The 22,995-nt window shown below is 72.7% G+C and carries 40 protein-coding genes and 1 tRNA gene; 4 read left to right on the top strand and 37 right to left on the bottom strand.

Annotated elements, in window-relative coordinates; translation table 11 throughout:
- Positions 1–16: 16 nt before the first annotated feature.
- Positions 17–286 carry a sigma factor-like helix-turn-helix DNA-binding protein gene (locus tag ACFWEG_RS06545; protein WP_387209881.1) on the top strand — a complete coding sequence of 90 codons (270 nt, stop codon included), beginning with the start codon at positions 17–19 and terminating at the stop codon, positions 284–286.
- Positions 287–341: 55 nt separating this feature from the next.
- Here the strand turns inward: ACFWEG_RS06545 and ACFWEG_RS06540 are convergent, their stop codons facing one another.
- From ACFWEG_RS06540 to ACFWEG_RS06385, 32 genes are all read right to left on the bottom strand, one after another.
- Positions 342–1,100: a hypothetical protein gene (locus ACFWEG_RS06540; protein WP_387209879.1), complete on the bottom strand. Its 759-nt coding sequence runs from the start codon at positions 1,098–1,100 to the stop codon at positions 342–344.
- A gap of 97 nt (positions 1,101–1,197) precedes the next feature.
- Positions 1,198–1,452, bottom strand: a complete 255-nt coding sequence (locus ACFWEG_RS06535) for a response regulator transcription factor (RefSeq protein WP_387209877.1) — start codon at positions 1,450–1,452, stop codon at positions 1,198–1,200.
- On the bottom strand, positions 1,449–1,925 hold the full coding sequence (locus ACFWEG_RS06530; protein WP_387209875.1) for a hypothetical protein: 477 nt from the start codon (positions 1,923–1,925) through the stop codon (positions 1,449–1,451). The genes ACFWEG_RS06535 and ACFWEG_RS06530 overlap by 4 nt, the downstream gene beginning before the upstream one ends.
- The gene (locus tag ACFWEG_RS06525) at positions 1,922–2,074 is read right to left on the bottom strand and encodes a hypothetical protein (RefSeq protein ID WP_387209873.1); all 153 of its coding nucleotides are present in this window, start codon (positions 2,072–2,074) and stop codon (positions 1,922–1,924) included. Before ACFWEG_RS06525 ends, ACFWEG_RS06530 begins: the two co-directional genes overlap by 4 nt.
- A complete protein-coding gene (locus ACFWEG_RS06520; protein WP_387209871.1) occupies positions 2,071–2,922 on the bottom strand; it encodes a hypothetical protein in 852 nt (283 codons plus the stop codon). The genes ACFWEG_RS06525 and ACFWEG_RS06520 overlap by 4 nt, the downstream gene beginning before the upstream one ends.
- On the bottom strand, positions 2,919–3,131 hold the full coding sequence (locus tag ACFWEG_RS06515; RefSeq protein ID WP_387209869.1) for a hypothetical protein: 213 nt from the start codon (positions 3,129–3,131) through the stop codon (positions 2,919–2,921). Before ACFWEG_RS06515 ends, ACFWEG_RS06520 begins: the two co-directional genes overlap by 4 nt.
- Complete coding sequence (locus ACFWEG_RS06510; protein WP_387209867.1) at positions 3,128–3,418, bottom strand: hypothetical protein; 291 nt, start codon at positions 3,416–3,418, stop codon at positions 3,128–3,130. Before ACFWEG_RS06510 ends, ACFWEG_RS06515 begins: the two co-directional genes overlap by 4 nt.
- Before the next feature lie 74 nt (positions 3,419–3,492).
- Entirely contained in the window at positions 3,493–3,948 is a 456-nt protein-coding gene (locus tag ACFWEG_RS06505) for a hypothetical protein (RefSeq protein WP_387209865.1), read from the bottom strand.
- 79 nt (positions 3,949–4,027) lie between these two features.
- Positions 4,028–4,321, bottom strand: coding sequence for a hypothetical protein (locus tag ACFWEG_RS06500; RefSeq protein ID WP_387209863.1), 294 nt, complete (start codon positions 4,319–4,321; stop codon positions 4,028–4,030).
- Positions 4,322–4,366: 45 nt separating this feature from the next.
- Positions 4,367–4,627 (bottom strand): hypothetical protein, encoded by a 261-nt coding sequence (locus ACFWEG_RS06495; RefSeq protein ID WP_387209861.1) that lies wholly within the window; start codon positions 4,625–4,627, stop codon positions 4,367–4,369.
- Positions 4,628–4,668: 41 nt separating this feature from the next.
- On the bottom strand, positions 4,669–5,151 hold the full coding sequence (locus ACFWEG_RS06490) for a histone-like nucleoid-structuring protein Lsr2 (protein ID WP_387209859.1): 483 nt from the start codon (positions 5,149–5,151) through the stop codon (positions 4,669–4,671).
- A gap of 68 nt (positions 5,152–5,219) precedes the next feature.
- Entirely contained in the window at positions 5,220–6,995 is a 1,776-nt protein-coding gene (locus tag ACFWEG_RS06485; RefSeq protein ID WP_387209857.1) for an AAA family ATPase, read from the bottom strand.
- An 11-nt stretch (positions 6,996–7,006) separates the two neighbouring features.
- Positions 7,007–7,309, bottom strand: coding sequence for a hypothetical protein (locus ACFWEG_RS06480; RefSeq protein WP_387209855.1), 303 nt, complete (start codon positions 7,307–7,309; stop codon positions 7,007–7,009).
- The gene (locus ACFWEG_RS06475) at positions 7,309–7,665 is read right to left on the bottom strand and encodes a hypothetical protein (RefSeq protein ID WP_387209853.1); all 357 of its coding nucleotides are present in this window, start codon (positions 7,663–7,665) and stop codon (positions 7,309–7,311) included. Before ACFWEG_RS06475 ends, ACFWEG_RS06480 begins: the two co-directional genes overlap by 1 nt.
- Positions 7,662–7,859: a transcription factor WhiB gene (locus tag ACFWEG_RS06470; RefSeq protein ID WP_387209851.1), complete on the bottom strand. Its 198-nt coding sequence runs from the start codon at positions 7,857–7,859 to the stop codon at positions 7,662–7,664. Before ACFWEG_RS06470 ends, ACFWEG_RS06475 begins: the two co-directional genes overlap by 4 nt.
- Positions 7,856–8,128, bottom strand: a complete 273-nt coding sequence (locus ACFWEG_RS06465) for a WhiB family transcriptional regulator (protein ID WP_387209849.1) — start codon at positions 8,126–8,128, stop codon at positions 7,856–7,858. The genes ACFWEG_RS06470 and ACFWEG_RS06465 overlap by 4 nt, the downstream gene beginning before the upstream one ends.
- Complete coding sequence (locus ACFWEG_RS06460) at positions 8,125–9,405, bottom strand: DNA cytosine methyltransferase (RefSeq protein ID WP_387209847.1); 1,281 nt, start codon at positions 9,403–9,405, stop codon at positions 8,125–8,127. The genes ACFWEG_RS06465 and ACFWEG_RS06460 overlap by 4 nt, the downstream gene beginning before the upstream one ends.
- Positions 9,402–10,028 (bottom strand): hypothetical protein, encoded by a 627-nt coding sequence (locus ACFWEG_RS06455; RefSeq protein WP_387209845.1) that lies wholly within the window; start codon positions 10,026–10,028, stop codon positions 9,402–9,404. The genes ACFWEG_RS06460 and ACFWEG_RS06455 overlap by 4 nt, the downstream gene beginning before the upstream one ends.
- Entirely contained in the window at positions 10,025–10,258 is a 234-nt protein-coding gene (locus tag ACFWEG_RS06450) for a hypothetical protein (protein ID WP_387209844.1), read from the bottom strand. Before ACFWEG_RS06450 ends, ACFWEG_RS06455 begins: the two co-directional genes overlap by 4 nt.
- Positions 10,255–10,692 (bottom strand): hypothetical protein, encoded by a 438-nt coding sequence (locus tag ACFWEG_RS06445; protein ID WP_387209842.1) that lies wholly within the window; start codon positions 10,690–10,692, stop codon positions 10,255–10,257. The genes ACFWEG_RS06450 and ACFWEG_RS06445 overlap by 4 nt, the downstream gene beginning before the upstream one ends.
- Positions 10,692–11,516, bottom strand: a complete 825-nt coding sequence (locus tag ACFWEG_RS06440; protein ID WP_387209840.1) for a phage antirepressor N-terminal domain-containing protein — start codon at positions 11,514–11,516, stop codon at positions 10,692–10,694. The genes ACFWEG_RS06445 and ACFWEG_RS06440 overlap by 1 nt, the downstream gene beginning before the upstream one ends.
- Positions 11,513–12,043, bottom strand: coding sequence for a hypothetical protein (locus ACFWEG_RS06435; protein ID WP_387209838.1), 531 nt, complete (start codon positions 12,041–12,043; stop codon positions 11,513–11,515). The genes ACFWEG_RS06440 and ACFWEG_RS06435 overlap by 4 nt, the downstream gene beginning before the upstream one ends.
- 70 nt (positions 12,044–12,113) lie before the next feature.
- Positions 12,114–13,151 carry a hypothetical protein gene (locus ACFWEG_RS06430; RefSeq protein WP_387209836.1) on the bottom strand — a complete coding sequence of 346 codons (1,038 nt, stop codon included), beginning with the start codon at positions 13,149–13,151 and terminating at the stop codon, positions 12,114–12,116.
- On the bottom strand, positions 13,148–13,414 hold the full coding sequence (locus tag ACFWEG_RS06425) for a hypothetical protein (protein ID WP_387209834.1): 267 nt from the start codon (positions 13,412–13,414) through the stop codon (positions 13,148–13,150). Before ACFWEG_RS06425 ends, ACFWEG_RS06430 begins: the two co-directional genes overlap by 4 nt.
- The gene (locus ACFWEG_RS06420) at positions 13,414–13,746 is read right to left on the bottom strand and encodes a hypothetical protein (protein ID WP_387209832.1); all 333 of its coding nucleotides are present in this window, start codon (positions 13,744–13,746) and stop codon (positions 13,414–13,416) included. The genes ACFWEG_RS06425 and ACFWEG_RS06420 overlap by 1 nt, the downstream gene beginning before the upstream one ends.
- On the bottom strand, positions 13,746–13,967 hold the full coding sequence (locus tag ACFWEG_RS06415; protein WP_387209830.1) for a hypothetical protein: 222 nt from the start codon (positions 13,965–13,967) through the stop codon (positions 13,746–13,748). Before ACFWEG_RS06415 ends, ACFWEG_RS06420 begins: the two co-directional genes overlap by 1 nt.
- The gene (locus ACFWEG_RS06410) at positions 13,964–14,407 is read right to left on the bottom strand and encodes a hypothetical protein (RefSeq protein ID WP_387209828.1); all 444 of its coding nucleotides are present in this window, start codon (positions 14,405–14,407) and stop codon (positions 13,964–13,966) included. The genes ACFWEG_RS06415 and ACFWEG_RS06410 overlap by 4 nt, the downstream gene beginning before the upstream one ends.
- Positions 14,404–14,763, bottom strand: coding sequence for a hypothetical protein (locus tag ACFWEG_RS06405; protein WP_387209826.1), 360 nt, complete (start codon positions 14,761–14,763; stop codon positions 14,404–14,406). The genes ACFWEG_RS06410 and ACFWEG_RS06405 overlap by 4 nt, the downstream gene beginning before the upstream one ends.
- Positions 14,764–14,875: 112 nt before the next feature.
- Entirely contained in the window at positions 14,876–15,262 is a 387-nt protein-coding gene (locus tag ACFWEG_RS06400; protein ID WP_387209824.1) for a hypothetical protein, read from the bottom strand.
- Positions 15,259–15,708, bottom strand: a complete 450-nt coding sequence (locus ACFWEG_RS06395) for a hypothetical protein (protein ID WP_387209822.1) — start codon at positions 15,706–15,708, stop codon at positions 15,259–15,261. The genes ACFWEG_RS06400 and ACFWEG_RS06395 overlap by 4 nt, the downstream gene beginning before the upstream one ends.
- Before the next feature lie 85 nt (positions 15,709–15,793).
- Positions 15,794–16,060 carry a helix-turn-helix domain-containing protein gene (locus ACFWEG_RS06390; RefSeq protein WP_387209820.1) on the bottom strand — a complete coding sequence of 89 codons (267 nt, stop codon included), beginning with the start codon at positions 16,058–16,060 and terminating at the stop codon, positions 15,794–15,796.
- A complete protein-coding gene (locus ACFWEG_RS06385; RefSeq protein WP_387209818.1) occupies positions 16,057–16,350 on the bottom strand; it encodes a helix-turn-helix domain-containing protein in 294 nt (97 codons plus the stop codon). Before ACFWEG_RS06385 ends, ACFWEG_RS06390 begins: the two co-directional genes overlap by 4 nt.
- 267 nt (positions 16,351–16,617) lie before the next feature.
- On the opposite strand from ACFWEG_RS06385, the gene ACFWEG_RS06380 reads away from it, so the two are divergent.
- Positions 16,618–17,058 carry an XRE family transcriptional regulator gene (locus ACFWEG_RS06380; RefSeq protein WP_387209817.1) on the top strand — a complete coding sequence of 147 codons (441 nt, stop codon included), beginning with the start codon at positions 16,618–16,620 and terminating at the stop codon, positions 17,056–17,058.
- A 165-nt stretch (positions 17,059–17,223) separates the two neighbouring features.
- Positions 17,224–17,448, top strand: coding sequence for a hypothetical protein (locus ACFWEG_RS06375; RefSeq protein WP_387209815.1), 225 nt, complete (start codon positions 17,224–17,226; stop codon positions 17,446–17,448).
- Here the strand turns inward: ACFWEG_RS06375 and ACFWEG_RS06370 are convergent, their stop codons facing one another.
- From ACFWEG_RS06370 to ACFWEG_RS06350, 5 genes are all read right to left on the bottom strand, one after another.
- Positions 17,449–18,726 (bottom strand): tyrosine-type recombinase/integrase, encoded by a 1,278-nt coding sequence (locus tag ACFWEG_RS06370; RefSeq protein WP_387209813.1) that lies wholly within the window; start codon positions 18,724–18,726, stop codon positions 17,449–17,451.
- Between the two features lie 120 nt (positions 18,727–18,846).
- Positions 18,847–18,919: transfer RNA gene (locus ACFWEG_RS06365), tRNA-His, on the bottom strand.
- 117 nt (positions 18,920–19,036) lie between these two features.
- Positions 19,037–19,639, bottom strand: coding sequence for an oligoribonuclease (orn, locus tag ACFWEG_RS06360; RefSeq protein WP_387209811.1), 603 nt, complete (start codon positions 19,637–19,639; stop codon positions 19,037–19,039).
- Between the two features lie 82 nt (positions 19,640–19,721).
- Positions 19,722–20,933 carry a GlxA family transcriptional regulator gene (locus ACFWEG_RS06355; RefSeq protein WP_387209809.1) on the bottom strand — a complete coding sequence of 404 codons (1,212 nt, stop codon included), beginning with the start codon at positions 20,931–20,933 and terminating at the stop codon, positions 19,722–19,724.
- 398 nt (positions 20,934–21,331) lie between these two features.
- Complete coding sequence (locus tag ACFWEG_RS06350; RefSeq protein WP_387209807.1) at positions 21,332–21,781, bottom strand: hypothetical protein; 450 nt, start codon at positions 21,779–21,781, stop codon at positions 21,332–21,334.
- Between the two features lie 389 nt (positions 21,782–22,170).
- Between ACFWEG_RS06350 and ACFWEG_RS06345 the strand changes: the two genes are divergently transcribed.
- A complete protein-coding gene (locus ACFWEG_RS06345; RefSeq protein ID WP_387209805.1) occupies positions 22,171–22,692 on the top strand; it encodes a universal stress protein in 522 nt (173 codons plus the stop codon).
- Positions 22,693–22,995: the final 303 nt, after the last annotated feature.

Raw genomic sequence — 22,995 nt, 5'->3', positions numbered from 1 at the left:
TCGGAGAGGTACGGACATGAGCGATCAGTCGGAGGAGGTGCGGCGCGTGCGGGAAGCGATGGCTGCCGTAGCGGTCGATGCACCGCTAGCGGAGCGGGCCCGTCGGCTGGACGCAGCGAAGGACGCGGCTCTGCTGGAGTGGAAGCTGCGGCGGAAAGAGGTCGTCCAGGCGATGAGCGACACCGGGATGACGTACCGAGAGATCGCCAAGGAGATGGGCATCAGCTTCGGCCGGGTGCGGCAGATCCTCGCCGAGGACGTGGAGGGCGGGCCGGCCGAAGCCTGAGCCCGTGCAGGACGGAGCCCCCGCACCGGACACCCGGGCGGGGGCTTCCTGCTGCTCAGGACGCGATGATCCCGGCCTCCGACCAGATGGCCCGGCATGCCTGGCAACGGGCGACGGGCCGGGTGCCGGCCCCGCCGGTGATCTCGATGCGTCCTCCACAGGCGCACGGCTGCTCGATGACCTTGTGCTGCTCGTCGTCGGTGTCGAGGACGGTCTCGATCCGGTGCACCGCGCTCGCCGCGACCCGGGCGACGGCGGTGTGCTGCTCGTCGGACAGCGCGGAGCCCGGCCAGCGGATCCCGTGGACGCGGGCGCACAGCCACAGCGCGGCCTGGGGTGCGGTGCGGTGGCCGAGGAGCTGCCAGCGCTGGGGGTCGGTGGCGTCCTGGGCGGCGAGGGTGTCGCGGCGGGCGCGGTCGGCCGGCGTCCACTCGCGGCGGCCGGGGGCGTCGGTAAGGGTGCGCCAGTTCGGGCCGGCCGGGGCGACGGCGGCGCGCTGGTTCGCCGCGGCGATCTGGTCGGCGGTGTCGAGGAGCGCGGTCTCGATGTCGTGCATCGCCTGGAAGACCCTCAGGTTCAGCGGGACCGGCCGCTCGCCGAGCTGGGCGGTGGAGCGTTCGAGGCTGCGGAGGTGGGCGCGTTGGTGGGCGTCGTACTCGGCGCGCTCGTCGTCGACGACCGTGGCGAGGAAGGCGCGGATGCCCCTGCCGAACCCGCCGACGAGGGTGGGGGTGGCGAGGTGTTCGCGGAGGTCGGGCCAGGTGCGGGCGATGGTGGCGAGGTGGTCGGCGGTGGTGGTGCGGGTGGTGGTCATCGTGCGCTCCGTGGTCCGGGTGGGGCGTATCGTGATGAGCACCGGATGGGGTGCGCCTGGCCTGGGGAGGTCGTGAGGGCGTGCCCCTTCGTCATGCTCAGGCCGTGGCGGCCTTGCTCTGGCGCTCGACTGCTGGCTCCGGGGGTTCGATGAGCCCGGACCGGAGCGCGATCGCGACCGCGTGCGCACGGTTCCGGGCGCCGAGCTTGCGGCGGACGAGGGCGAGCTGGGCTTTGACCGCGGCGCCGGATTGGCCGGTGGTGGCGGCGATGTCTCGGTTCGAGGTGCCAGCGGCGACGAGGGTGAGGGTGGCGAGTTCGTGCGAGTTGGGCTCGCGCAGGTCCGGGCTCATGCGGCGGTGTCCTTCCGGTTCCGGCAGTTGGTGGAGTGTCGGGGCTGGTCGGGTGCGGCGGCTTGGAGGGGGCAGCAGGGGCCGGCCGTGAGGACGAGGTCGTCGAGTTGGAGTTCGCGGGGGCAGCGTGCTGCGTGGACGAGGTGCCCGGAGTGGGCGTAGGTGCCGCAGCAGTACCCGACTGCTTTCCGGTGGCGGGCCTGTTCCATGAACGCGAGCTGCACGGTCCACAGGCCGAGGAGGGCGGTGATCGCGGCGGCGGTCCAGGCCCCGTTGTCGAGGAGGTAGACGGTGGCGAAGGCTTGGCCGGCGGCGAGGGTGAAGAAGAACGCCTGCCAGCGCTGGTGGTTGGTCATCCTGCTCTTCCTGTTGCGGTAGCGGTGGATGAGGCCCTCCGCGCAGGCGAGGAGCGCTCCGAGGAGCACCGCCCCGCCTGCGGTGAGGGCGCCGAGGACGCGCGCCGGGTCGGTCACGGTCGCGACTTCCGGGTGCGGTAGAGGTGGACGCCGCCGGCCGCGAGCGCGCCGAGGACCGTGGTCGCGGCGACCCCGGCGGCGGCCGCCCAGGCGAGCGCGGCGAGGAGCACCTGCTCGGCGGTGGTGATGGCGTCGTGGAGGATCACCGCGGGGTCCCGCCGTCCGGGCGCTGCACGTCGGCGGGGCATCCGGCACGGTGTGTGAACGCGCCGGTGATCGGGTCGCACTCGCCCGTACACGCCGCACCCAGCTGCGCCTCGTCGGCCAAGCGGCGGATCTGCTCCAGCGCGGCGTTGATCCCGCCGCAGAAGTCGCAGCCGGAGTCGGCGCTGTAGGTGCAGTTGGCCCCGGCCTGCCGGACCGCGTGCTCGACGTCGGCGAGGACCGTGGCCCGGTCGGTGGTGGCGGGGAGGACGGCCAGCACGGCGGCGGCGCGGCTGTACGCGTTCTTCACCACCGTGCCGGGTCGTCGCACCCGCGCGTACTCCGGGCGGTTGTTGCCCTCGGCCCAGGCCATGAGCGCGTCGGCGATGCTGTCGCGGAGGCCGGTCGGGTCGGTGGGCGGGGTGCCCTCCCGGGCGGCGGCCTGCCCGGTGTCGTCCAGGGCGGCGCGGATGGCCCGAGCCCCTTCGAGGAGGCTGGCGTCGCCGTAGTGCCCGCGCTGCTCCATGTCCGCGGCGAGGGCCTGGACGCGGGCGACGCGGGTGCGGAGCGCTTCGGCCTCACGATCGGCACGAACCTTCGCGACTTCGGCACGGTCTCGCATCCGGGCGAGGGCGTCCTCGTAGAAGACGGCGCGGGCGCGGAGTTCGGCCTGCTCGGCGTCCGCGCGCTCGATGACTGCGGTGGTCAGCGCGAACGGGTCGTGCCACGAGGCGCGGACGAGGTCGCCCCACTGGTCCCGCCGCTTCCGGTCGTCCTCAGGGGTGGTGTCGATCGTCTGCCCGGTGGCGGCCTGCACGACCGGCGCGGGCGGGATGGGCTGGTCGTTCATGCCTGCTCCTTGGCGGCTCGGCGGTCCATCTCGGCGCGCTCCTTCGCGCACCACAGGTCGGTGTTGAAGCCCCACTGGTCTGCGTCGTACTCGGTAGCGCGGTCGCGGTAGTCGACCCACTCGTCGAGGAGTTCGTCCCTGCGGGCCGGCGTTGTCGCGGCGGCGAGTTCGGCGGCGAGCCGCCGGAACGCCCCCTTGCCTGCGCTCACGGCTGCTCCTGGTAGGCGGTGAAGCTGTTCGGTTCGGCGGTGACGTTGCGGTGCTGGAGGTAGGGGCCGCCGCCGTGGGTGACCTTGTGCCAGCCCTGGCCGTCGGCGTCGTCGAGGTAGAAGACGCGGCCGGCGTACTCGACCTGGACGACCTGGCGGAGCAGGCCGAGGAGGTGGCGGGCCCAGTAGGCGGGGAACTCGGGTGCGTCGGCGATGGTGATGGTGCCGCGGAGGGCGCGGCAGGGCTCGCCGTTCCACTCGGTCCGCAGGTCAGTCGACTCGGTCATGGTGTTCCTTCGGGGTTCGGGTGGTGGGGGCCGCCACCCGGGGGTGACGCGGGCGGCGGCCCCCGAGGGGCGGGTCAGGCGGTGGCGGCCTGTTCGGCGGCGAGGGCGGCCTGGACGGTCTCGCCGATGCCCTGCACCAGCGCCGTGCGCATGTCCTCGGGCATGTCGGGGTCGAACGCGAAGAGGATCCGCGCGCCGGCCTTCTCGCCGAGGTTCACGGTGAGCGCGTACTCCTCGTCCGGCTCCAGCCCGTCCGCGCCGAGCTGGACCGCCCACAAGGAGGTGTCGGCGGCGTCGAGGACCAAGTCGTGGATCTTCCGCTGCGCCTCGTCGAACTCGTCCTCGTCGAGCAGGTCGTCCCAGTGCGGGCCTTCCGCACCGTCGGCCTCCTCGGGCGGCAGGAGGCTCTCGATCTCCGAGTTCTGCATCCGCTCGCCGACGCCCATGAAGTCCGGGTCCTCGGTCAGGCCGGCGTGCTGCCGGGCGGCTTCGGCGATCAGGTCGTCGTCGGTGTACGGGCGGTCGGGCATGTCCCCTCCTGGGGGTGTGTGGTGTGCTGGGTGGTGCGCCCGCCCCGGCACGTCGACTGCCAGGGCGGGCGCGCGGCGGTCAGGAGGTCTGACGGGTGATCCACGGTCGGGCATCTGCCTTCGCCTCGGCCCGGTTGGCCATGACGAGCAGCTGCTCCTCGACGTCGGCAGGGACGTCATCGCCCAGGGCGAAGGCGGCCTGACGAAGGACGTGCGCCTCGGCGGGGCGGGCGGCCAGCTCGGCACGCAGCCGCTCCAGGGCCTTGCGGTCGGCGTGCAGGGCGCGGATCTCGGCGACCAGGTCGGGCACGTCGGCCACAGAAGGGCGCGCTTCGATTGCGGTGAGCTGCTTGTCGGTCAGGCGGTCGGTCATGGCGGTGGGGCTCCTTCGTGGGCTTGGGGTGTGGTTGGGGCGGGGTCAGGCGGCGGCCGGCTCGGTGCGCGCGTGGCGTCCGCGGTTCCACGCGGAGGCGAACGCGACGGCGCAGGCCGCGTTGACGGCGGCGAGGAGCGCCTCGTCGTCGAGCACGCCGTGGGCGGTGAAGGCCAGGCACGCGGCGGCGAGGAGCGCGTCGCTGTGGTGGTCGGGGATGCGGCGGATCCACAGGGCGGCGAGGCCGAAGACGGTGAGGGTGAATCCGAGGGCGGTGAGGGCGATATCGAAGGCGGTGAGGATCATGATCTGGGTCCTTTCGGGGTGGAGGTGGGGGCGCAGCGGGGTCAGGCGGCGGTGGCCTGCCGCCAGGCGTCGACGACGGCCCGCGGGACACGGCCGGTCGGCGGGCAGTCGACGTCGTGCTGGCGCGCCCACTCCCGGACCTCGCGCGCCAGGTGGGCCGCTACGCGCCGCTTCGGCTTCGGCGGGGCCAGCTCGTTCTCGCGGGCCTGGATCGCGGCGAGGCGCTCCTCCAGCTCGGCTCGCTCGGCGGCCATCGCGGTGAGCTCCTGGTCGACGTCGTACCGGCGCCGCAGCCCCTGGAGGGTGGCGCGGGCGCGGGCGGCCTGGTCGCGGACGTCCTGCTCGGGGTGGTCGTCGCCCCACTTCAGGAGCTGGCCGACGGGGACGGCCTGGGTGGCCGGCGGGGCGGGGGTCTCGGTCATGGGGTCGGGTCCTTCCAGGTGGAGGCGGTTGTGGCGGGCGGCGTCGGGGCCGCCTTGGTGGTCGATCTCGTCGAGGAGCCGGTGGAGCGCGGCGATCGTCACGGTGGGTCGTCTCCTCTCGCACATGTGCACAGGTGTTGTGCGCGGGCCGTCTGGAACCGGATGGGCGCTCAGGCGGCGTCGTCTCCGGGTGGGTAGCTGCCGCCGGTGGTGGGGTCGCAGCCGAGGTGGGTGTCGTAGCCGCGCTCGTGCCGGTAGGGCTGGAGGGGCTTGGTGCAGACGGTGCAGAGGGGGGTGTCTGTGTCTGCCGGGTCGGGGCTTCCCTCCCCCTTCCCCTCTCTTAGAGGGGGGGAAGGGGGGGAAGGGGGGGTTCCCTGGGGTTCCCGCGGGGTTCCCGGGTAATGGTTGACCTGGGGTTTTTCGCTTTCCGCGGGGGTTCCCGGGGAACCTTCCCGGGGAACCTCGTCGGGGAAGGTCTGGGGGAACCCATTCGGGGAACCCAAGTTGTCCCGGTTTTTCCGTTCCCGGACGGCGGCGGCGATCTTGTCCTTGCCGATCTTGATTCCGGCTCCGGCGAGCGCTGTGATCGTCCTCGGGTTGCCGGCGTCGTTCGGCAGGCCGAGCCCGTCGATCTTCGTGATGAGCCACTCGACGGAGCCGACGATGTTCTGCTCCAGGTGCTCGTAGGCCATGAGGATGTGGCGGGTCCCGCCCGGCCGGTAGCGGTCGCCGTCCTTCTGCGCCTGGCGGACGATCGCGAACTGCTCGGGGCCGATGCCGGTGCGGGTGTGGGTGCGGCGCAGGGTGAGGGATCCGCCGCCCTGGGCGCGCAACTCCCAGACGTGGTCGACGTCCTGGGTCTTCGCGGAGGAGCCGCGGGCGCCGCGTTCGCCGTCCTTGCCCATGTGGTCCAGGCGCACGGACGCGATGCCGGCGCGCTTGAGCGGCAGGAGGGTGTGGCGGTAGAGGGCGAGCCAGGTGTCGGCGTCGTTCTCCGGGCCGCTGATGAACCGGGAGACGGTGTCGAGGCAGACGAGTTGGGCCTCGCACTCGGTGACCATGGCCATGAGGTCCTGGCCGCCGCCGGCGGTGTCGAGGGGGCGGATCGGCGGGAAGCTGGCGTAGGAGAGCAGGCCCATGCGGCCCGGGCCGCCGCCGTAGGACAGGAAGCGCTCCTGGATGTCCTGGTGACCGTTCTCCGCGTCGATGTACAGCACGGGCACCGGCGCCTGCGGGCGGTCGCCCAGGAAGGACTGCCCGGTCGCCATGCGCCATAGCCACTCCTGGACGAGCAGGCTCTTGCCGGCCTTGCCCTCGCCGACGACGGTGATCTGCTGGCCGGGCGCCATGAGCTTGCCGGGGAGGAGCTGCACGGACCCGAAGTCCGTGTTGAAGAACGGGTTCCAGTCGAGGAGGGCGCCGGTGAGGTGGGCGGGCCCGCCGTCGGCACGGTTCCGGCCGGCTTCGTAGTCGGCGTGCTTGGTGGTGAGGGTGTCGAGTGCGTCGGGGTCGGCCGTGCCGCCGAGGATGGTGGCCTGGACGGTGCGGGCGTGCTCGAGGTGGCGGCGGAGGCGGGCTTCTTCGCGGATGCGTTCGGCGAAGGAGGGGGCCATGAGGCCGGGGATGACGTCGATGCCGATGCGGTCGATGAACCGGCCGTGCTCGACTTCGCGGAGCCGGCCGAGGCGGTCGATCTCGGCGCGGACGAGGACGGGGTGGAGCTGCTTGCCCTCGGCGACCATGCCGCCGACGACGTCCCAGATGAGGCGGACGGGGTGGAGGTAGAGGTCGTCCCGCTTGATGATCTTTGCGCACTCGGTGTAGGCGTCGGCGTCGTGCATGATGACGCCGCCCACGAGGGTCTCGGCGTCGGCGTCGTGTGGGACGCGGGAGTTGAGGCCGTCGTGGTCCGCCGGGTCGTGCGGGAAGGGGCGGACGTTCTCCACGTGCGGGGCTCCTAGAAGAGGGTGGTGGGCTCGGCGGGCTTGCAGCGGTGTTGGGCGACGTGGGGGTGGGGGCAGTCGGGTGGGTGCCAGCGGCCGGTCCAGCGGATGCGGGGCGGTCCGATCTGGGGCTGGTGGAGGCACCAGATGAGGGAGTTCGGGCCGCGAGCGGTGGCCTGCTGCTCGCGGGTGAGCGGCTGCGGGGTGGCGTCGACGGTGACCTGGAGGGCGGCGACGCCGGTGGTCCACTGGCGGATGACGGGTGCGCGGCAGGTCGGGCAGCGGGAGTCGGCGCTGCCCGACCTGCGCGCGGCCATCAGGCGTCCGACCCGACCAGCAGGCCCGAGCCGTTGCGGAGGATGTCCCCGGCGCGGACCCCGTCGGCGGCCTCGTCGAGCGTTCCAGCCTTCGTCCGGGTGACGTACAGCTGCCGCTGGAGTTCGCGGAGCCGCTCGTCGGTGAACTCGTCTCCGGCGACCTCGATGGCGACGATGCGGACCTTGACGGAGGGGTCCTTGTCCTCGTCGGGGCCGGGCTCGTTCCGCTCGACGTGGGCGAGCTCGACGACGGCCATCCACCGGCCCTTGCGCTGGCGGAACATGTCGGCGGTGTGCTTGGCGAGGGAGTCCTTGACGTCCTCGATGACCTTGCTGTCGAACTTGATGTCGGTCACGGGGTGGTGCCTTTCTTCTGGAGGGCCGAGCAGCGCGCTCGGTGTTCGAGGAGCGGGTTCGCGCGCATGAAGTCCTGGACTCGCGTGCGGCCGGTGACCCGCTGGTGGGTGTGGCAGCGGTGGCAGTAGAGGTCGGCGACGGGGGTCTGGTCGCGCTCGAGCCCGCGGACCTGGAGGCCGCCGCGCCGGATCACAGCCGTCCCTCCGCGCGGAGCCGGGTGGCAGTCCGGGCGCGCTGGGAGGGGGTGAGGCCGGCGTAGATGCCCCACCGGTCCTGCGCCGACTTCCCGCGCTCGTCACGGAGGACGGTGCGGAGGCAGGCGAGGAGCACCGGGCAGTCCTGGCAGACGCGGCGGGCCTCGCGGATGAGGTCGGTGTTGCTGCCGGGGAACATGGCGTCGGGGTTGTCGAGTTGGGCGCAGGCGGCGCGCAGCTGCCACCCGGTGCGCGCGGAGGCGGTCACGTCAGCACCGCCATCACGCGCTCGGCGATCCAGCGGGCGGCGTTCACCGAGACGGCGTTGCCGATGCCGAGGATCTGCGCCTCCTGGCTGGCCGCCGGGAGGATGTACGTCTCGGGGAACCGCTGCGCCGAGGCCAGCTCGCGCGGGCTGAGCATCCGCAGCGTGCAGTCGTCGACGTCCGGAGCCGGCCGCACCAGGCTGTGATGCGGCTTGCACGCCACCGTGGTGAGCGGCTCGGCCGTGGTGCGCACGGCGCCCTTGCGGCCGTTCGGGACGATCAGCGCGTGGTGCTTGCCCTGCGCGGACACGGTCGGGACCGGGCTGTCGACGCCGACCGACGCGGTGTTCTTGCGGAGCATCGTGACGTGCGGGTCGTGCCCGAACTTCGCCAGCCCTGCCGCGACGCGCTCACGGGTCGACGCGGCGTAGGGGGTGAACCGCTTGCGGTCCGGGCGGCCGTCGCCGATGCGGGTGCCGGGGGCCGACCAGTCGATGACGTCACCGATGGGCCGGACGGTGGGGTCGAGGATGAACCCGCACCGGGTGTCGGGGCAGCGGTAGTCGTACTGGACGCCCCAGCTGCCCATCTTCCGACGGCGCGGGTTGCGCCACACCTGCCGCGCCTGGACCGGCCCGCAGCCGGGGCAGAGCGCGGCGGGGCGGACCTCCAGGTCGGGCAGGGGGATGCCCTCCCGGGTGAAGACCACGTACCCGCGGGGGCGGTTCTGCGGGGCCTTCTTGTTGTCCTCGTCACCGAGGTGGGCGCTGCTGGCACAGACGATCTGGTGGTTGTAGCGGAGGATCTTGAAACCGTTGACCCACCAGTCGAAGAGCTCCCAGTCGAGGAAGAACTCCGGGACGTTCTCGCAGATGATGACGTCGTAGCGGTGGACCTCGGTCGCCGCGATGATGTCGAGCGCGGTGGCCCGGGTGCGGGTGAACTCCGGCTGCCCGTCGCTGAGGTTGCCGTCCTCGTCGAGGAGCGCGATCTGCCCGCGGGTGCGCTTGCGGCCGCCGGCCGGGCTGATCTCGGTGCAGATCGGGGATCCCCACAGGACGCGGGTGCTGGGCAGGCTGCGCTTGTCGAAGGCGTTGATGTCCTCGACGAGGTGCTCGCAGTCGGGGTGGTTGGCGGCGTGGGCGGCGACCTGGATGCCGTTGTGGTTCATGGCGAGGCGCGGGGTCATCCCGGCTTCGCTGAGGCCCTGGGTGGAGCCGCCGAGGCCGCAGAAGAGGTCGGTGAAGTCGGGAGCCTGGTCGTGGCGGAAGATCCTCACCGGGCCACCGCCTTGTCGAACGCGGTCCAGTCGCAGCCGGCCAGGGCCCGGGAGTGCGAGGGCGGCACGTCCGCGAGCGGGTGGCCGAGGTGGTCGTAGCCCATCGCGAGGAGGACGTAGGCGTCCGCCTCGTCGTACTTCGCCCGGCCCTCGGTGAGGACGCCGTACCGTTCGGCGACGGCTGCCCGGACGAGGGCCTTGAGCGCGTCGCCCTTGAGGCGGGCACCGGTCTCGTCGTAGTGGACGGTGCTGCCGGTCGCGTAGGTGATCCGCTTCGACGGGGTGATCACCGTGTAGGGGATGCTCCGCTTCCACAGGTCGTGGCGGACCATCCACCGCATCGCGGCGAGGGCGTCGGCCCCCTGGTTGTTCTTCGAGTAGGCGGCGCCCTCGATGAGGACGTAGTCGGCGTGGCGGTAGAACGACGCGAGCCCGTCGAGCTGGGCGGCGAAGCGGGCGTGCTGGTTGGTCGCGGAGCAGCGGACGTGGTCGGTCCATCCGGCTCCGGCGACTCCGGAGAGACTCATCGCGACGTCAAGGCCGATGACGAGGGGGCGGGCCCCCGCCGCCGGCGCGAGGGCCGGGGCGGCGGGGGTCTGCTCGAACAGGGTCGGTGTGGTCACTGGTCACCTGCGGTGGTCTCGTAGCAGGTCCAGCAGGTGCGGGACCCGTCGGCGTGCACGGCCTGGTAGGAGCGCCGCTCGCACGTGTTGCAGCGGGCGGTGGTGTTCGCCTCGGCCTGTCCGGTGGCGAGCGCGGCGCGGAGGGTGGCCTCGTCGAGGGGTGTCGGGTGGGCCGGGGGCGTCGCCGGGCGCTGTTCGCGCGGCCGGATGAGGGCGAGGAGCTGCTTCACGACGCCACCCCCGTCGCCCGGTCCAGCAGCTCGGCGGCCTGGTGCTCGTTGCAGAGCTGGAGGGCACGCAGCTGCTCGTCCAGGTGCCGGCGCGCGTCCTCGGACCGGGCCAGGCGGCGGGCGATCTCGCGAGCGTCCGGCGCCAGCGGCGGCGTCTTGAGCGCGGCCGTGAGCTGCGTCTCCAGCTCGACGGCCCGGGCCCGGAGGCGGCGCACCTCGTCCGAGGCGTCCTCCCGCCCGTCGAGGCGGCGCTGCAACTCCTCGTTGCGGGCCCGGACCCGGTCGACGGCCGCGGCGGCCTCCCCGAGGCGGCCGAGCACGCGGTGCCAGTTCCCCTTGTACGCGGCCGCGCTGGCGGCCGCCGCGTTGCGCTTGCGGATCATCTGCCGGTACGCCTCGGCCAGGTCGCGGTACCTGCGTCGGGATACGAACATCACGCCGCACCACCGATCGCGGTCTGCACGTCGTAGTGCCGGCCAAGCTCCGCCCACGCCTTCTCGAACAGGTCGATGTCCCGGTGCGTGTACACCTTCACGTCGCGGTGAACGCCGTCGATCGGCCGCTTGATGGACTGCGGCGCCCGGTCGTACCGCGCCCGGTAGAGGGTGGCGACGGTCTTCCCGAGGCGGGTGCGCGCCGAGCGGAGGGCGGCCCCGGTCACGCCGCGCTCGGTGAGGAACTCGTCGCACGTGATCGTGATGTCGGCGGGGTCGACGTCCGGCTCCTCGCCGTTCATCCGCGCCAGCTCGGTGCGCGCCATGGCCTGCACGTAGGAGTCGTTGACGAGGCCGAACTGCTTCGCGACGCCCATCGCGGAGAGCCGCTCCTGCGCGAGCCGGGCCCGGTCGACGCCGTCGAGCCGTTCACGGAGGTCGGCCACCTGCTCGCGGGTCGCGGCTGGGTTCACCGAGCCGCCCTGCGTCCAGAACTCGCGAAGCGCGCGGGCGCTCTTCTTCTGGTACTCGATGACGAGGGGGCGCGCCGCCTCGGACACCCGCTGCTCGTCGATGTTCGCCAGCAGCATGGACCACGTGTCGAGGTCGACGGTGGCCATCTCGCGCGCCTTGCCGTCATCAGCAACCACGGTCGTCATGACCGTGGTTGCCCAGGACTTCCGACGTAGCTTCTTCATCTGGCTGTCTGCGTCGAGCCCCATCGAGGCGAGGGTGGGCCGGACGATGACGCGCGGCTCCCCATCGACGAGCACCGTCTCGATGTGACCAGCCAGGAACGGGACACGTGCGATCTCCGCGCTCACGCCGCACCTCCGGCGGTGAGCTGCGGCAGGGCGACCGCGGCGAGGCGCCCCTCGCGCCAGGCCGCCATCACCTGGTCCCGGCCGTCCTTCTTGAAGCGCAGGGAGTGCGTCCGCGCCCGCGCCGGAGCAATCTGCACCCCCGGCACCTCGTGGATGACCCCCGTCTCCGGGTCCGGCCAGTCCGTCCCCCCGGACGCCGTCAGCGCGCCGAGGACCTTCTCCCGGAACGCCGCGCGCACCTCGGTGACGAACCGGCGCTCCACCTCCGTGCCGAAGTGCTCGATCACCCACGCGGTGAACGCCTCGCCGTCGACGACACGGGCCTCCGCGCTGCCGGCCGACAGGCTCAGCGTCGCGACGTCGCCCCCGTCGGGCAGGCTCGCGGCGACCTGGCGGGCACCGGTCTCCTCCGCCGCCGTGTCGAGGAGCGCCTGCGTCTCCGTACGCGCCGCCTTGTAGGCGTCGTTGACGACGTCGAGGAGGGTCTTCAGGTAGGCCTCGCGGGCCGCGGCCTCTTTCAGGCTCATGTGCTGTGGTCTCCTTGGATGGCGGGGCCGCCCCCGTTTCGGGCAGGGGCGGCCCCGGAACGTGCTCGGGTCAGGCGGCGGTGCCGGTGAGGATCGCGGTCATGGCCCGCAGGTCCGTCGCGCCGGCCTCGCTGATGGGCAGCCCGTACGACCGCTCGAACTCGGCGTCCAGCTCGGTGAGTCCGGCCTTCTCGGCGGCGGCGCGCAGCTCGGCCTCGGCGGCCTGCGCCTCGGCCACGGAGTCGGTGACGCCGGGCTCGACGACCTCGGCCTCTACGACCTCACCCTCGTCCTGCTGCTCGTCGTCGCCGGTGGGCGAGGCGAGCTCCTTGCCGCGGGCGATCAGGTACGCCCCCAGCTCCGTCGACTCGTCGCCGACCTTCACCGTCGCGGCGAGCAGCCCGGCGCGCGCGGCCTGCCGGTACTGCTCCTTCACCAACGCCTGATTGGTCGTGGTGCCCGCGACGTCGGCGATGCTCTGCTCCGGCGTGATCCCGTCCCCGCCCGGCGCGGGCGCCGCCCACGGGTCGCTCTCGCCCGGCTGCACCCGGCGCAGCTGCTGCACGTCCGCCTCGATGACCTCGCCGTCGGCGTTGACGTTCGCCCCCAGCTCCTCCGGGGTGTAGTGCATCCCCGACAGCGCTTCCTCGCAGGCGTCGCGGGCGACCTCGGTGATCGCGCGGGCCTTGAGCATCGCGGCCGGGTAGTTCTTCCACACCGCCTTGCGGGCGAGGCCGGCCTGCTCGGCGCGGGCCATCGTCCACCGCGCCTCGAACGTGAAGTCCGGGTCGTCGGAGCGGACGATCTGCGCGACGGCCTCCTGGTCGTTGCCCCGGACCCGGAGCTTGTGGCCGGCGCGCCGCACCAGCGCGGAGATCAGCGCGGACGACGCGGACGGCTTGCCCTCGATGACGTGGATGCCGGTGATCGCGGCCATGGGGTGGAGGTTGAGGGACTCCGCGTACTCCAGGGCGTAGAGGAGGTTGGCGGGCTGCTTGCGGTACTGGCCGGGCAGCATGCCGGACTCGGCGAGGGCCTTGGCGTACTGCATCTTCTCGGGGAGGGAGGCGGAGGGGGTGGGCTGGTGCTTGACGAGTTCGGCGCTCACGGGCGCACGTCCTTCCTGGTGGTGAGGTCGGTGACCCCGTCGGCGAACGCGGTGTCCGGGTCGGCCCACACCTCGGCGGGGGCGGCCCAGATATCGGTGGGGCGGGCCCAGACGTCGCCGTAGGCGGCCTCGTGGCGGCCGGCGATGGTCCGTGCGGCGGTCCGGCCGGCGCTGATCTCGCCGCGGGCGATCTGTCCGAGGACCCGCTCGACGTCGTTCGACGGGCGAATACCGAGGGGGCGGCCGCGCTTGGTGGTTTCCATCAGGCGTCCGCCTTCGGGTCGTAGGCGGTGGCGACGGTGATGCGGGTGACCGTGTGCCCGGTCACGTCCTCGTCGCCGCCCCGGGTGATCGTCAGCTCGTACGGGTCGTCCGGCTCGGAGGGGTCGCCGAGCCAGTCGAACGAGCCCGCCTTCCAGTCGGGGCGCTGGTTCAGGGCGTCGGCCTCGCAGTGGGCGCGCGCCGCGGCCTGGGTGGTGTAGGTGCCGAGGGGGATGCTGAGGTACGCGGCCCGGTAGACGAACACGAAGCCGGGCCCGGGCTCGGGCTGCGTGGTGGTGGGGCGCTGGGGCCTGTGGGTGAGGTCGACGGCCATCAGGCGTCTCCGTCCGGTGTCGTGGGGTGGTAGGTGCGGCGGCCGGCGGCGTCGACCGGGGCGAGGAGCCCGCGGGCGGCGAACGCCCGGAGGTCCTTCTGCACCGTGCGGCGGCCGGTCGTGGGCCACGGGGAGCCGTCCATCAGGTCGACCGCGCCTGCGGCGGTGAGGGGGCGGCCGTCGGCCTGTATGGCGGCGAGGAGGTACGCGCGGCGGCTCATGCGGCGTCACCTCGGCGGGCGCGGGCGACGAGCCGGTACGTGCGCCGGGCCAACTCGCCGTCCTTCGTCGTCACGTCGTGGACGCGGAGGTCCCCGGAGGCGACGAGCGCGATCAGGTCGGCCTTCGCCGTGCTCTGCTTCGACACGTCGGCGCCGAGCCGCTGGTAGAAGGCGAGGGCCCGCTTCGGGGTCCACCCGCCGCCCTCGGTCTGGATCGCGGCGAGGAGCTGCTCGCGCCGGGTGGCCTTCGCCCCGGGCAGCGGGGTGGCCTTCTCGGCGTGCAGGCGCTCGACCTCGGCGGCCAGCGTCCGGGCGATGTCGACGAGCGCGGACTCAGCCGCACCGCCGCCGTAGGACGCGGTGGACCACGTCGGGGAGGGGCGCTCCTCGTACTGGCGCAGGCGGGTCAGCGCGGCCTGCACGGTCATGGGCTCGGTCACGACGCACGCTCCTCAGCGGCGGCCGGGTTGCGCCGGGCCAAGACACGGATCACGGCGTCCAGCTCCGACCGCAGGCGCAGCGCGTCCAGCAGACGCACCTCGGTCTGCGCGTAGTCCATCGCCGCCGCCCCGTCGACCGCCTCAACCAGCGCGTCGAGCTCGTGCTCGTCCCGCGGCGACTGCACCGCCTCGGCGAGCCGGTCCAGCGCGTCGATCACCTCGTCGCGGGCGTCGGGCTCACCCCACGTCGCGACGAGGGAGACGAGCGTGTCGTGCCGGATCTGGTCGACGCGAAGGACGCCGGCGAGGTCGTCGGCGCGCAGCTCGGCGGAGAGCTGAGGCTTGTTCGAGGTCATGAGGTACCCCCGTGGGAGAGGTGGTAGCGGGTGTCCTCGAAGCCGAGCGCGCACGTCACCGCGAGCTCACCGACGGCGAGGACCGACAGCAGGGAGAGGAAGGTCAGTGCGGTCACTCGGGCTCACCCGCCTGCCGGGCCATCAGCTCTCGCAGCGACCGCACCGAGTGCACCCGCCGCGGCTCCCGCACCGGGACCGCCTTCGGCATGGGCACCCGCAGCACCGCCGCGACCTGCTCCCACACCGCCCACTCGGCGCGCAGCCGGGGGCCCTCGCCGCCCATCACCGCGGGCGGCGGTGCCGTCGGCAGCAGCGCGGCCAGGTCGGCGACCAGCGCCTCAAGCCGGGCCAGCTCCAACGCCTGACCTGCCCCCACGAGGCGGCCCTCGCGGATCAGCGCGGCCACCGCCTGCGACGCCATCTCGTACGGCGGGTTGCCCGACCACTCCGCGTTGATCGCGGCACGGGCGCCCGCGGCGACCGAAGACGAGGCCGTCATGCCGTCACCTCGCAGGCGTCCGCTGCCGCGTAGAGCACCCCGGCAGCCGACTCCGTCGTACGGCCGTCGATGTCACCCCACGCGGCGACGTGGAACTCCAGCGAGAAGAGGTCGCCCCAGAACGGGCCCTCCCCGTTGACCTCCAGGCGCGGGGCGAGCGCGGACAGGGCCCGGTCGGCGAGCGGCGACGACTGGTGCGGGTCGCCGGTCGTCACGCAGCGGAGCGCGGCAACGATCGACAGCGGCCGGGACGCGTGCGGGGTGCTCGTGCGGCGGTCGAACGGGTCGGGCAGGTAGTCGCCCTGGTAGTGCCCGTTCGCGGCGAGCAGGCGGGCCGCGGCCCGGAACACGCCCGACACCGTCGTCGGGGCGGGGGTCTTGATGCCGGTCACCAGGACCGGGCGCCTGTCTCCGCTGGGGAGGCTGGTGGGTAGGGTGATGCTCACGGTGATCCCTTTCGTTGTGGTTCGGGGTTGCCGAGTCGTAGGGGTCGCCGGCCGGGAAGTCGGGCGGCCCCTCGGCGTTGGTGGATCAGCTGACGCGGGCAGCGCGGCGGGCGCCGAGGGGGCGCAGATTCGCCAGCGGGTGCTCGCCCGCGGAGGGCGAGGGCACGGCGACCGGCTGGGCCGTCGTCGGCTCGTGGTGGTGCAGGGCGTCGATCCGGTCGAGGTCCTGATCCGAGAACGTGACCTCGCGGCCCTTCTTGGAGTGCGGAAGCTGCTTGATGTGGCGGCGGAGCCACGTCTCCTTGACGCGGAGGATCGCGGCCGCCTCCGGGTAGGTGTGGCGGGCGGTCACGCGGGCACCGCGGTACGGAGGTGGGTGACGGCCGGGTCGTCGCCTGCGACGGCGCGCCCGGTCGGTGCCCACAGGATGAGCGTGTCGACGCCGATCGCCCGGCTGATGCGGTGGGCGACGTTGGCTGGCTGGGTCGCGGTTCGGCCGTTGAGGAGCGCGTCGACGGTGCCGTGGGGCACGCCGACGATGCGGGCGAGGTCGCGGCCGGTGACGGCGGTGCCTTCGCCGGTGCGGGTCATGAGCTCGCGGAGCAGTTCGGGCTTGAGCAGGCGGTATCGGGGTGCGGACATGCGGTGGCCTCCTTCCTTGGTCGTAATGGCCAAGTTCTTGGACGCCTTGAGCATGGCACATTCCTGGACGCCGTGTCCAGATTCTTGGGCGTCCGGCGTGCCTCGATTCGGTCAAGGTCGCGGCGCGGGGTGGCGGTGGTGGCCTACTAACCTGGACACTGTGCCCAAGCGGAACGGGTGACCTGGGCTCTTGATCAGGGCATATGCCAGTGACGCCCCAGAGGAAACATGGACAACGACCGACGCAAGCGACCTGGGAAGAGAGCGATGACGGCCGACGAGCGGACCGACAGAACGGACCTGTCTGACCTGGTGCGCGACCGGCTGCGTCAGCTCGACATGAGCATCCGGACCCTGGCCGAGAGGTGCGTGGACCCGGACGACCCGGAGCGTGGCCCGGTCTACGGCCGAGGGACGGTCGAGAACCTGGTCAAGGGACGCATGGCGAAGGCGCCGGGAGAGGCGGAATTGCGCGCGCTCGCAGCCGCCCTGGACTTGCCGATGATCGCGCTCCAGCGGGCCGCGGCGGCGCAGTACCTCGGGTTGATCAGCGAGCGCTGGACCGGAAACCGCAGCGCTCGCGCTCTCGTGGCGCGCATCGACGAGCTGGACGACGCCGAGGTGGCGGAAGTTGACCAGCTCGTCGAGATCTACGTTCGGGGCCGCGGGCGTCGCCATGGAGCGAGTACCAGTAGTAACCCGGGGTAAGCCTCTAGCTAGTACTACTTTCGACTACTTCACGTTCCACTCTGGTCACAGCGTGATCGCTGTGGCACAGTCGATGATCCGCCTGGGGGGCGTGACCGGATCGAAGCCAGCAGCATGCCCGCACGCGTGGTAGCTGCGACAGTGCCATGCAAGGGGGCTCAACCAGTGGCACCCGAAAAACGGCCGTCGGCCGAGTTCGACATGAAGATCGTCCCACGCCTCCCCGGGGGCAGAGCCGTCCTCCCCGCAGAAGAGGACGGCCGTTTCGTGTGGCTCATCGCCGCCGGGCAGATGAGCGAGCAGTGCGCCCGCGAGATGACCGAGTACCTGAACCACATCGTCGCCAGCGGCAAGTGGGTACAGAACTGGCCCGGTACAGCCAGCCCCTAGTCAGGCTGACGCGACTGGACGAAGCCCCACGACAGTCGGCGCCGGGGCGCCCATGGCCGCCTCGACGGCAGTCGCGATGTCGTCGTCCAGGCCTTGCACCAGGTGCCCGTACCGGTCCACCGTCGTCTGAATGCTCTCGTGCCCCAGCCGCACCTGAATGGCCGGCAGCGGGATGCGAGCGGCGATCAGCCAGGACACGTGGGTGTGGCGAAGGTCGTGCAGCCGGGGAGCCTTCGGGAAGCCCTTCGCGACCGCGGCCGCCACCGCCGGCTTCCACTTCCTGTTGTAGAAGTTCGCGTGCTTCCAGGGCCCGCCCTTCGCGGCCCGGAACAGGTAGTCGTCATGGCGGCGGCCGGTACTGAGGCGCCGTGCCATGTCGACCTGCGCAGAGGACAGGCGTAGCAGGCGACGCGCCTTCTTCGTCTTCGGGGGGCCGAGGTAGAAGGCGCCTCCGGGCGTGCCCGTCTTGGCCTTCTTCCAGGCCCGCTGGACGCTTACGGTCGGCCGGTCGGTGTTCAGGGACAGGTCGCTGATACGGAGGGCCGTGGCTTCGCTCCAGCGCATGCCGGTGCCCACGAGCCAGTCGGCGAGATCCCGCGCGTCGGGGTCGGTGAGCTCGGCTGCGATGCGCTGGTACTCCTCGCGCTCCAGGAAGCACATCTCTTCCTGGATCTCGTTGTCCGCGCGGGGGAGCCGCGTACGGCTACAGCAGTTCGCGGTACGGAGCTGCGGCGAGGCCTCGATGGCGGACTGGACGATGCAGTAGAGCAGCCCATGGCGGTTCGCGATGCTCTTGGGGTCCGCGGGGCGCCGGAGCCATCCCTCGGGATCGTCGGGGTTCCTCTCGCCGGCCTCCTCGATGCGCACCCAGTCGGTGACGTCGTCCTGGGTCAGGTTCCCGATCGTGGCCGGCCTGACGGCGCCGTCTGTTCGGGTGTGCTGAAGCAGCGCGAAGTGGATGCGGATCTCGCGGTGGTAGTCCTCGCGGGTGCGTTCGTCGATGCCGGTGAGGCGGTCGACGTAGCGGGTGGCGAAGTCCGTCAGGAGGGGGTCGTTGGGGTCGGTGTCGGGTTCTACGAAGCCGTGGCCCTTGACCCAGCCGTGCGGCCAGCGGTTCCCGTGTGCCTCGACGAGGGCCTGGAACTGCTCTGCCTGCTGTCGGCCGATCTCGGGGTCCGGGTCGCCGAACTTCTCGCCCTGCCACTCGCCGTCCTGGCGCCACTTCACTTGATAGGTGATCTCGCCCGACTTCCGTGGGCGGGGAACGATGCTCGCCATGGCTGGACGATACGGCGCGAGAGGGTTCCGTGGAGGGTGCTTTGTTCCCGTGATGTTCCCGCTCGACTGGGAACTATCAAGGCCCGACCTGTCTGTGCAGGTCGGGCCTTGATCAATAAGGGTGAGTAACGGGACTTGAACCCGCGACATCCTGGACCACAACCAGGTGCTCTACCAGCTGAGCTATACCCACCGTGTCGCCCGGTCGTTTCACCGACCGGCCGAGAAAAAGTGTACAGGGTGTTTGAGGGTGCTCGCTCCCGGGTTTGGGCGGGGGCTCGGGGCCGGGGCGGGCGAGGTGGGCGGGGGGTTACGCCGGGGGCAGGACGTGGCGGGCGGAGATCTCGCGCGCGGTGTCGGAGTCGGGCCCCGGCTGGGGGACGAAGACGGCCTCGCGGTAGTAGCGCAGCTCCGCGATGGACTCGCGGATGTCGGCCAGCGCCCGGTGGTTCCCGCTCTTGGCCGGCGCGTTGTAGTACGCCCGCGGGAACCAGCGGCGGGCCAGCTCCTTGACGGAGGAGACGTCGACGATGCGGTAGTGCAGGTGCTGCTCCAGGGCCGGCATGTCGCGGGCGAGGAAGCCGCGGTCGGTGCCGACGGAGTTCCCGCACAGCGGGGCCTTGCCCGGCTCCTTGACGTGCTCGCGGACGTAGGCGAGCACCTGCGCCTCCGCGTCGGCGAGCGTGGTGCCCGCCGCCAGCTCCTCCAGGAGGCCGGAGGACGTGTGCATGGCCCGCACCACCTCCGGCATCGTCTCCAGCGCCTCCTGCGGCGGCCGGACCACGACGTCGACCCCGTCGCCGAGGACGTTGAGCTCCGAGTCGGTGACCAGCGCGGCCACCTCGATGAGTGCGTCCTCCGTCAGCGAGAGCCCGGTCATCTCGCAGTCGATCCACACCAGACGATCGTTCATGCCCTCACCCTACGGTGAGGCCCGCCGGGCGGGGAGGTCCGCGTCCCGCCCGGCGCCCGGCACGCCCCCCGGACGGCGGGCCCTAGGCGCGCCGGCCCGGGGCGTAGACGTCCGAGGCGGGCTTGCCCGGGTCGGGGGCGGAGGCGCCGGTGAGGGCCGCGGCGGCGCGGCGCAGCTGGGACGGGAGCACCGCCTCGTCGCGCAGCTCGCGCGGCGGCCGCCCCTCGGACTGTGACCGCGAGCGGTAGGCGGCCCGGTACGCGGCCGGGGAGGACCCCAGCTGCCGCCGGAAGTGCCCCCGCAGCGCCACCGGCGAGCGGAAGCCGCACCGGCCCGCGACCTCGTCCACGGAGTAGTCGGACGTCTCCAGGAGCCGCTGCGCCTGCAGCACCCGCTGGGTGATCAGCCACTGCAGCGGCGCGCTGCCGGTCAGCGACCGGAAGCGCCGGTCGAAGGTCCGCCGGCTCATGTACGCGCGCGCGGCGAGCGTCTCGACGTCGAACTGCTCGTGCAGGTGCTCCAGGGCCCAGGCGACGACCTCGGCGAGCGGGTCGGCGCCGATCTCCTCCGGTAAAGAGCGGTCCAGGTAGCGCTCCTGGCCGCCGGAGCGGCGCGCGGGCACCACCAGACGCCGGGCGAGCGCCCCGGCCGCCTCCGAGCCGTGGTCCGTGCGCACGATGTGCAGGCACAGGTCGATGCCGGCCGCGGTACCGGCGCTGGTGAGCACGTCGCCGTCGTCGACGAACAGCTCGCGCGGGTCGACGTGGACCTGCGGGTAGCGCTTGGCGAGGGTGGGCGCGTACATCCAGTGGGTGGTCGCCGGGCGGCCGTCGAGGAGGCCCGCGGCGGCGAGCACGAACGCGCCGGTGCACAGGCCGACGATCCTCGCGCCCTCCTCGTGGGCGCGGCGCAGCGCGGCGAGCGCGTCGGTGGGCGGTTCGGCGGTGATGGAGCGCCAGGCGGGCACCACGATGGTGCCGGCCCGGCCGACGGCCTCCAGGCCGTGCGGGGCGGTGAGCTCGAGGTTGCCGGTGGTGCGCAGCGGCCCCTCCTCGCCCGCGCAGACGAGGAGCCGGTAGCGGGGGACGCCCGCGTCCTGCCGGTCGATGCCGAAGACGGAGAGCGGGATGGAGCTCTCGAAGATGGGGCCGCCGCCGAAGAGCAGGACGGCGACGACCTCGCGGCGGCGCCGGCCCGACAGCTTCCGGGTGGCTTCGGGTGCGGCCGGGTTGGCCGCCGGGGGCGCGGACCCCGGCCCGGTCGTGGTGTCGGCGGCGTCGTTGGACCGGCTCATGGCGCTGAGTCCCCCTCGGTGGTCGCGGCTCCCGGTACGCGTCGGACCGTCGGTCGGTGCACACTGCTCCTCGTCGCAGTCGGTCGGTCCCACACGTGTCCCCCGCCTGGACAGTCATGATCGAATCTACTGCGTCCGACCCTGCCGTTGTGACCAGTTGAGCACCCGGCGCTATGTCGACATGGCAACGTGGCGTGAAGCTTTCGATCACGAAGCGTCGCACCCCTCGTCCCCGGTGGGAAGTAGGCCTCTGTCCCGGGGCCCTTCTCCGTAGGCCACAGCGCCTTCCGAGAGCGCTTTCCGCGCTGGTCGGAGGGGGGTTGGGTCAACCTTTGGCCAAAGGCGGCGCGCCGATGAGAAGTTGGCCGAAAAGGGCCGGGCTCACCTGCGGGATCCGGTCATGCGCCGTGTGCTCCCCCGTTCGACTCGGCGCGACCCCTGTGCGCCCCCGTGCCGCTGCGCTGGTGCCGCCCCCGGTGCGGCTGCCGGCGGGCCTCGGCGGCGGCCAGGACCCGGGCCCGTTCGGACCGGCGCAGCAGGACGCGGCAGCCGCCGGTGACCGCGGCGAGGCACAGCGCGGTCCCCAGCGCGCCGGGCGTCGAGGTGCCGAGCACGACGAGGACGACGGGCACGACCGCGCACGAGAACGCGCCCCAGCGGACCACGTCCGAGGCGGCCTCGGCGGGGGCGGGCCCGCCCGCCGGGACCGCGGCCGGGGCGGCGGGGCGCCGGCTCTGCGGAGGGACGGCCGCGGGGGCGGCCGACGATTCGACCGGTTCCGACACGCCGGCGCCGGGGGCGGGCGAGGGGGAGGAGGCGGGGGCGGGGAAGAGGGGTGTTCCGGACACGTGGGCTCCCTGTGGCTTCGACTGTCCGGCGGGCATAACGGGCAGAACACCTTCGGGACACTGTTCGGGAACGGCGGTCGCGCCCGTCCGCCGCATGATCACCCGGCCGCACCCCTGCGGCCGTCTCCCACCGGGAATCCGGGCCGCCGGGACCGCCCGCTCCGGGACGGATCGGGCAAGCGGCTGTAAGGGGCAGCGACCGTTGCCATACCGGGGTCCTTCGTGCATGCTTCCGGAACGCCGCGTAGGGCGGCGGGCACTGGGCAGGAGAGAGGTGTCGCCGTACCCTTGGGGTACGGGCTCGGGAAGGTGATTCCCGGACACAGCTCGATCGGCGCCAGAGCCGTCAGTCGCTCCTTCACAGAGGATCTTCTTCAGCCGAGACACCCATGGCCGGTCACGAACTCCCTGAACCCGCGGACCGCAGGCAGGTCGCCGATCCCTCGGGCGACCCCCTCGCGGCGGAACAGACGCGCCACTCCTGCGACCCTGCCTTCCGGCACGGCGTCGTCGTCGGCTTCGACGGTTCGACCTCCAGCGAGCGCGCCCTCGCCTACGCCATCGGCATGGCCGTGCGCTCCGGCTCCGGCCTGATCATCGTGCACGTCGCCAACCGGCTCCCCACCACCGTGTGGGCCGGCTGCGAGCCGCCCGTGTTCGTCGACGTCCCCGACCACCGCACCGAGGTGCTCGGTCTGGAGCTGGCCTGCGCGGACTACCTCGCCGAGGTGCCGTGGATCCTCGTCGAGCGTGGCGGCGACATCTGCCACGAGCTGGAGGAGGTCGGCCGGGAGTACGCGGCCGACGCGATCGTCGTCGGCTCCACGCAGGGGATCGTCGGGCGCATCTTCGGCTCGGTCGCCGGTCGGCTCGCCCGCCGCGCGCGGCGGCCGGTCGTCGTCATCCCCTGACGCCCCGCGCGGGCGCCCCTCGGGCAACTCGGTTCCGCTGTCGCGTCGTTCGGCTCATGTGTCCCTGATGTGGCGTCAACTCGCCCTTGACAACCGGCACATCTACTCGTGCGTAGCAGGTGGATGACGCCCCGTCACCGGGTACGTACCGGACGACCGGGTCCGTTCGCGGGCCCGGAGCACGGGGCGTGCCGCGGGCCGGGGAGTGACGGCCGCCGGCCGGGCGGCGTTCCGGACCGGCGCATGGGCGGCGCCGGAGCCGGAGGAAGGGGCGACCCCCGCACGCGGTGGCACGTGCGGGGG

The sequence above is a fragment of the Streptomyces sp. NPDC060194 genome (assembly GCF_042728285.1).
In the GTDB taxonomy this organism is placed as follows: Bacteria; Actinomycetota; Actinomycetes; order Streptomycetales; family Streptomycetaceae; genus Streptomyces.
This window is presented reverse-complemented; position numbering and strand designations above follow the sequence as displayed.

Excerpts from the sequence above, each read along its gene's own strand:
- ACFWEG_RS06380 (WP_387209817.1), top strand. The coding sequence starts at position 16,618 with ATGACGGCCGACGAGCGGACCGACAGAACGGACCTGTCTGACCTGGTG.
- ACFWEG_RS06520 (WP_387209871.1), bottom strand. The coding sequence starts at position 2,922 with ATGAACGACCAGCCCATCCCGCCCGCGCCGGTCGTGCAGGCCGCCACC.
- ACFWEG_RS06495 (WP_387209861.1), bottom strand. The coding sequence starts at position 4,627 with ATGATCCTCACCGCCTTCGATATCGCCCTCACCGCCCTCGGATTCACC.
- orn (WP_387209811.1), bottom strand. The coding sequence starts at position 19,639 with ATGAACGATCGTCTGGTGTGGATCGACTGCGAGATGACCGGGCTCTCG.
- ACFWEG_RS06370 (WP_387209813.1), bottom strand. The coding sequence starts at position 18,726 with ATGGCGAGCATCGTTCCCCGCCCACGGAAGTCGGGCGAGATCACCTAT.
- ACFWEG_RS06400 (WP_387209824.1), bottom strand. The coding sequence starts at position 15,262 with ATGACGGCCTCGTCTTCGGTCGCCGCGGGCGCCCGTGCCGCGATCAAC.
- ACFWEG_RS06355 (WP_387209809.1), bottom strand. The coding sequence starts at position 20,933 with ATGAGCCGGTCCAACGACGCCGCCGACACCACGACCGGGCCGGGGTCC.
- ACFWEG_RS06415 (WP_387209830.1), bottom strand. The coding sequence starts at position 13,967 with ATGAGCCGCCGCGCGTACCTCCTCGCCGCCATACAGGCCGACGGCCGC.
- ACFWEG_RS06545 (WP_387209881.1), top strand. The coding sequence starts at position 17 with ATGAGCGATCAGTCGGAGGAGGTGCGGCGCGTGCGGGAAGCGATGGCT.
- ACFWEG_RS06445 (WP_387209842.1), bottom strand. The coding sequence starts at position 10,692 with ATGTTCGTATCCCGACGCAGGTACCGCGACCTGGCCGAGGCGTACCGG.
- ACFWEG_RS06435 (WP_387209838.1), bottom strand. The coding sequence starts at position 12,043 with ATGAGCCTGAAAGAGGCCGCGGCCCGCGAGGCCTACCTGAAGACCCTC.
- ACFWEG_RS06500 (WP_387209863.1), bottom strand. The coding sequence starts at position 4,321 with ATGACCGACCGCCTGACCGACAAGCAGCTCACCGCAATCGAAGCGCGC.
- ACFWEG_RS06510 (WP_387209867.1), bottom strand. The coding sequence starts at position 3,418 with ATGACCGAGTCGACTGACCTGCGGACCGAGTGGAACGGCGAGCCCTGC.
- ACFWEG_RS06385 (WP_387209818.1), bottom strand. The coding sequence starts at position 16,350 with ATGTCCGCACCCCGATACCGCCTGCTCAAGCCCGAACTGCTCCGCGAG.
- ACFWEG_RS06535 (WP_387209877.1), bottom strand. The coding sequence starts at position 1,452 with ATGAGCCCGGACCTGCGCGAGCCCAACTCGCACGAACTCGCCACCCTC.
- ACFWEG_RS06540 (WP_387209879.1), bottom strand. The coding sequence starts at position 1,100 with ATGACCACCACCCGCACCACCACCGCCGACCACCTCGCCACCATCGCC.
- ACFWEG_RS06505 (WP_387209865.1), bottom strand. The coding sequence starts at position 3,948 with ATGCCCGACCGCCCGTACACCGACGACGACCTGATCGCCGAAGCCGCC.
- ACFWEG_RS06420 (WP_387209832.1), bottom strand. The coding sequence starts at position 13,746 with ATGGCCGTCGACCTCACCCACAGGCCCCAGCGCCCCACCACCACGCAG.
- ACFWEG_RS06405 (WP_387209826.1), bottom strand. The coding sequence starts at position 14,763 with ATGACCTCGAACAAGCCTCAGCTCTCCGCCGAGCTGCGCGCCGACGAC.
- ACFWEG_RS06425 (WP_387209834.1), bottom strand. The coding sequence starts at position 13,414 with ATGGAAACCACCAAGCGCGGCCGCCCCCTCGGTATTCGCCCGTCGAAC.
- ACFWEG_RS06480 (WP_387209855.1), bottom strand. The coding sequence starts at position 7,309 with ATGGCCGCGCGCAGGTCGGGCAGCGCCGACTCCCGCTGCCCGACCTGC.
- ACFWEG_RS06345 (WP_387209805.1), top strand. The coding sequence starts at position 22,171 with ATGGCCGGTCACGAACTCCCTGAACCCGCGGACCGCAGGCAGGTCGCC.